General features: G+C 48.0%; 5 protein-coding genes. All 5 read left to right on the top strand.

What is annotated here, in order from left to right; all coding sequences use genetic code 11:
• Positions 1-162: 162 nt before the first annotated feature.
• Positions 163-711, top strand: a complete 549-nt coding sequence (locus tag Q3886_RS08585) for a hypothetical protein (protein WP_301860965.1) — start codon at positions 163-165, stop codon at positions 709-711.
• A gap of 16 nt (positions 712-727) precedes the next feature.
• On the top strand, positions 728-988 hold the full coding sequence (locus Q3886_RS08580) for a hypothetical protein (RefSeq protein WP_301860964.1): 261 nt from the start codon (positions 728-730) through the stop codon (positions 986-988).
• Between the two features lie 22 nt (positions 989-1010).
• A complete protein-coding gene (locus Q3886_RS08575) occupies positions 1011-3506 on the top strand; it encodes a DNA methyltransferase (RefSeq protein ID WP_301860963.1) in 2496 nt (831 codons plus the stop codon).
• A gap of 69 nt (positions 3507-3575) precedes the next feature.
• A complete protein-coding gene (locus tag Q3886_RS08570; protein WP_301860962.1) occupies positions 3576-3926 on the top strand; it encodes a hypothetical protein in 351 nt (116 codons plus the stop codon).
• Positions 3927-4008: 82 nt separating this feature from the next.
• The coding region (locus tag Q3886_RS08565) for a hypothetical protein (RefSeq protein WP_301860961.1) at positions 4009-4532 on the top strand (524 nt) is incomplete at its 3' end.

Here is a 4532-nt window from a genome sequence, read left to right as displayed (position 1 = left end):
AAAATAAAATGCGTGACTGGCGGGCCGCTGTCCGTACTTGGGAACGTAATGAGTACGGCCATGAACGAAAGTCTGGCGGGAATGCGATATGGAATCGTCCGGACGACGAACGAAAGCAGGTTATCTATGACGTCATGCAGGAATTGGAGGATGAAATGAGCCATGGAGACTAAAGTATCGACCTTGAAAGCCATTGCGCCGCTACAGTTGGCATTCCCAAACAGTCTGACGAAAGACCGCGTTCGGCTGTATGTGGAGCATTTAGCAGACATTGACCCACAAATACTCTCGAATACCGTGTCAAAAATCATACGGACGGAAGAACGCATGCCGTCTATTGCGGTGATTCGCAACATGGCACAGCAGGCTATAGAGATTGCCAGCGGTACACAGCAGATGGACGCCGACGAAGCATGGGGAATGGTACAGCGAAAAATCATGAGCATCGGGCAGTATTGCAAGCCGACATTTGAAGACGACGTGCTGACAGAAACAGTTGATCATCTGGGTTGGATTGAGATTTGCCAGACGCCGGTAGAACAAACAGCGACATTGCGGGCGCAGTTCAGAAAAGCGTTCGAGCAGTGTCGGGAACGTCATACAGAACGGCGGCACTGGGAGCAAGTTGGCATATTGCCACCACAGCAGGCAGAACGGAAAAAGCTGGCTAATGAAACCATAGCCATGCTTGCAGGCGAAAAAGCCATGTGAAAGTGAGTGTTGAATCATGGACGACGAACGAAGAGACGAACCGCCGGCAGACCCGAACGACGCGGAATACTATTCGTTCCTGGATCCGAAACTTGTCAATTATGCACGGTCCAGGATGCCGGATATAACCTTGCGGCGAATCGCAGAAAACGACAACGAGATACGCTTCAATATGGAGCAAGGCGGACAGCTTGACGGCCATCCTATGGGGCTTGTTATCGACAAGTTTACCGGGCAAATAAACAATCACGTTTTTGTGGATTACAGACCGAGATAGAGATTGAAAAAAAGGAGATTACATGATGAACTATGAAGAATTTTTAGAAACAAAGGTAGTGACAGCGCCGAAAACAGGCATGACCATCGACCCATCGGAAATCAACCCAATTCTTAAGCCGCATCAGCGAGATGCCGTGTTATGGGCCATTGCAGGCGGCCGCCGTGCCTTGTTTGAAGCCTTCGGATTGGGCAAAAGTATTCAGCAGCTGGAATGGTGCCGGCTGATCAGCAAGCACGACGACGGACAGGCGCTGATTGTTTGCCCTCTGGGCGTTAAACAGGAATTTGCACATGACGCCGTGGAACTGCTGCACATGGAAGCGCCGGTATATGTACGGACCATGGAAGAAGTACGGCAGTGCAAGACACCTGTTATGATTACGAACTATGAACGGGTCCGGGATGGCGATATCGACCCACATTATTTTTCAGCAATTTCATTGGATGAAGCGTCTGTATTACGTAGTTTTGGCAGCAAAACTTATCAGACGTTCTTGACGAAATTCAAGGGCATTCCATATAAGCTGGTAGCAACAGCCACGCCGTCGCCGAACCGGTACAAAGAACTCATCCATTACGCCGGCTATCTGGAAATCATGGACACGGCGCAGGCACTGACACGATTCTTCCAGCGGGACAGCACGAAAGCGAACAACTTGACCCTGTATCCACACAAGGAAAAAGAATTCTGGTTGTGGCTCAGTACATGGGCACTGTTCCTGCAAAAGCCGTCTGATTTGGGATACAGCGATGAAGGATACGACCTGCCGCCGCTGGATGTACGGTATCACATGTTATCGCCAACAGAATCAGGCGTCACATACGAGAAAGACGGGCAAGGTAAAATGATTTCTGATTTTGCTATTGGATTATCGCAGGCGGCTAAGGAAAAGAGAGATTCCATCGACGTGCGAGTGGCGGAAATGAAGAGGCTCGTAGACGAAAGCCCGGACGACCATTTTGTTATCTGGCACGACCTGGAAGCCGAACGGCATGCTATCAAGAAGGCATTGCCGGAATGCCGGGAAATATACGGATCACAAGATTTGGATGCACGGGAACGGAACACTATCGAATTTGGCACCGGGAAATACAGACTGCTGGCTACGAAAAAAGAACTGAGCGGGTCCGGCTGCAATTTCCAGCGGTACTGCCATCGTGAAATATTTTTAGGGATTGACTACGAATTCAATGATTTCATTCAGGCTATTCATCGGTGCTACCGTTTTTTACAGAAAGAACCTGTCATTATCGACATTATTTACATGGAAACGGAGCAGGAAATTCTGAAAGTGCTGAAAGAGAAATGGAGCCAGTACGACGAAATGACAGAGAAAATGTCAAAGATTATCCGGCAGTACGGATTATCACAGGCAGATGCAGTGCAGGAGATGAAGCGCAGTATCGGCGTAAAGCGTATCGAAGTCAAGGGCAGAAACTACAGAGCCATTCATAATGATTGCGTGGAAGAACTGAAGAACATGCCGGACAACAGCGTGGATGAAGTAATTACGTCGATCCCGTTCGGCAATCACTATGAATATTGCGAATCATATAACGACTTCGGACACAATGAAGACACAGCCCGCTTCTTTGAACAGATGGATTACATGACGCCGAACCTGCTGCGAGTGTTAAAGCCTGGGCGGGTATTCTGTTGCCATGTAAAAGACCGCATCCTGTTTGGCAATACGACGGGAACGGGCATGCCGACGGTGGAACCGTTTCACGCCTTGACGATTATGCATTACATGAAGCACGGCTTTCAGTTTTTTGGCATGATTACAGTCGTAACGGACGTCGTCCGGGAAAATAATCAGACGTACCGGCTGGGATGGACGGAGCAATGCAAGGACGGCTCTAAGATGGGCGTCGGATGTGAAGAATATGTGCTGCTGTTCCGGAAACTGCCCTCGGATACGTCCAATGCCTATGCTGACGTACCGGTTGTGAAGAACAAAGAGGACTACAGCCGGGGACGCTGGCAGATTGACGCTCACGGATATTGGCGTTCCAGCGGCGACAGGCTCATGACAAAAGAAGAATTGGAATCTATCCCGGTGAAGAACCTGCAAGCGGCATATCGGAAATACAGCCGGGGCACGGTGTACAACTACGACGAACACGTAAAATTATCGGAACAGCTGGATAAAGACGGAAAACTGCCAGCGACCTTCATGGTCGTAGCGCCGGGGAGCTGGAATGACAGTGTTTGGGACGATATTAATCGGATGAAAACACTGAACACACAGCAGCGATTGAAACGGAAACAGATGCACCTTTGTCCGCTCCAGATAGATGTAGTAGAACGGCTCGTGGATCGGTACAGCAACGAAGGCGAAACGATTCTGGACCCGTTCGGCGGATTAATGACAGTGCCATTGGTAGCGCTGAAGAAACACCGCAAAGGCATTGGCATTGAACTCAATCCCGATTATTTCCGTGACGGCGTTGGATACCTGCAGACGGAGGAAGAAAAGCAGGAAGCGCCCACGCTGTTTGATTTTGTGATGTAGAAGTAGAGAGCGGCTTGTTTATACGAGATAAAGTAAGAACAGGCCGCTTACAATGGGAGGGAAAACAAGATGAAGTTTGGAGCATATACGCCGGATGATGAATCCCATAGCCGTTGTTTTGTAACATCAACATACGAGTTCTATTTTAAAAATGGTTATGGAGCCAGTGTTACTAGAGGGATGAATTCATACGGCGGAAAAGAAGGGCTATGGGAATTGGCCGTTTTGAAATATCGTAAAGAAGTTTGGGGATATTGGGATATATGCTATGATACGCCGATTACTAACGACGTTATTGGCGGGCTAGATGTGGCAGGCGTAGAAAAGCTGCTGAAACGTATCGAGGCCCTACCGGAAGCTAAGAGCAGAAAGAGATTTAGGGTTAAAAGGCCCCGTTTAGGGTTAAACCGACGGGATTGATGATAGACTGGCTATTTACGCCGGGGAAAGCGTTTCAAGTTGAAACGAGTTGTTTCAAGTAGGAGGGAAACGGAGAAATTACATGAACATTTTTAGCAAGCAACACCGACAACAACGGGAATTAAGGGTGCAGGCCGGAATGGAAAGCGGTATAGACTGGATGGCGACACTAATATTGCAGGTCTTACACGATAAATACGGATTTGGTCGGAATCGATTTGCCGCTATGAATGAGCAGTGGGACAAATTCAACCAGGAAAAAGAAGGTATTATATTTGAATGGCGGGATGAGCTGGAACAGAACGGATTCAGCAGGCCCAAAGCTGAAAGAATCGTAGAAAAGCTGGAGAAAAAAATAACAGACCGCTCAAAGGATTGGGCAGTCAAGAAGAAAACACGGGACATGCTGATGGGTGCGCTCATAGTCACGATCCATACGTTGTATACAGACTATGGATTCCGAAAAAAGCGTATTGCCGACGTATTGGGATATATTTCCGATTGTGCTTACGTAATTTATAAAAACGATGTTACAATCTGGGAATTTATGGAATGCATGCATCAAGAATGTGCTATTGAATATCCTGTACTAGAAGAGTATTGCAA

The sequence above is a fragment of the uncultured Megasphaera sp. genome, assembly GCF_958350005.1.
Classification (GTDB): domain Bacteria; phylum Bacillota; class Negativicutes; order Veillonellales; family Megasphaeraceae; genus Megasphaera.
The sequence above is the reverse complement of the archived record's forward strand: the minus strand, read 5'-3'. Positions and strand labels throughout refer to the sequence as shown.